Origin of the sequence: Flagellimonas olearia, from assembly GCF_009184425.1 — a bacterium.
GTDB lineage: Bacteria > Bacteroidota > Bacteroidia > Flavobacteriales > Flavobacteriaceae > Flagellimonas > Flagellimonas olearia.
The window spans coordinates 1-304 of the sequence record NZ_WELG01000228.1 but is presented as its reverse complement, the minus strand read 5'-3'; the positions used below and the strand labels follow the sequence as shown (position 1 = coordinate 304).

The window sequence follows — 304 nt, the reverse complement described above, 5'->3', positions numbered from 1 at the left end:
AAAAGCTGGCCGTAACCACCGCCACCGTTAGCCAAAAAACCGGAAACAGCGAATGGAATCCAACGTATACCAAGCCCCGGCCAGCGAGATCCTAACTGCAAAACCTGAAGCCGCCGGGGTCGCGCTCTATGTGGTCGCCCCCTGGAAGTTCAATCTACTTTTCTGGGCCACTATGGGTATTTACGGCCTTTACTGGAATTTCAAAAACTGGCAATACCAAAAAAACCATCGAGGAAAGAATGTACAGCCGGTATGGCGAGCCCTGTTCAGCGTTTTTTTCTTTGGCCCGCTGTTGAAAACCAAC

At 50.7% G+C, this 304-nt stretch carries 1 protein-coding gene; it reads left to right on the top strand.

Annotation, left to right across the window (positions count from 1 at the left end; genetic code table 11):
• Nucleotides 1–52: 52 nt before the first annotated feature.
• The coding region (locus F8C76_RS19765; RefSeq protein WP_211372237.1) for a hypothetical protein at nt 53–304 on the top strand (252 nt) is incomplete at its 3' end.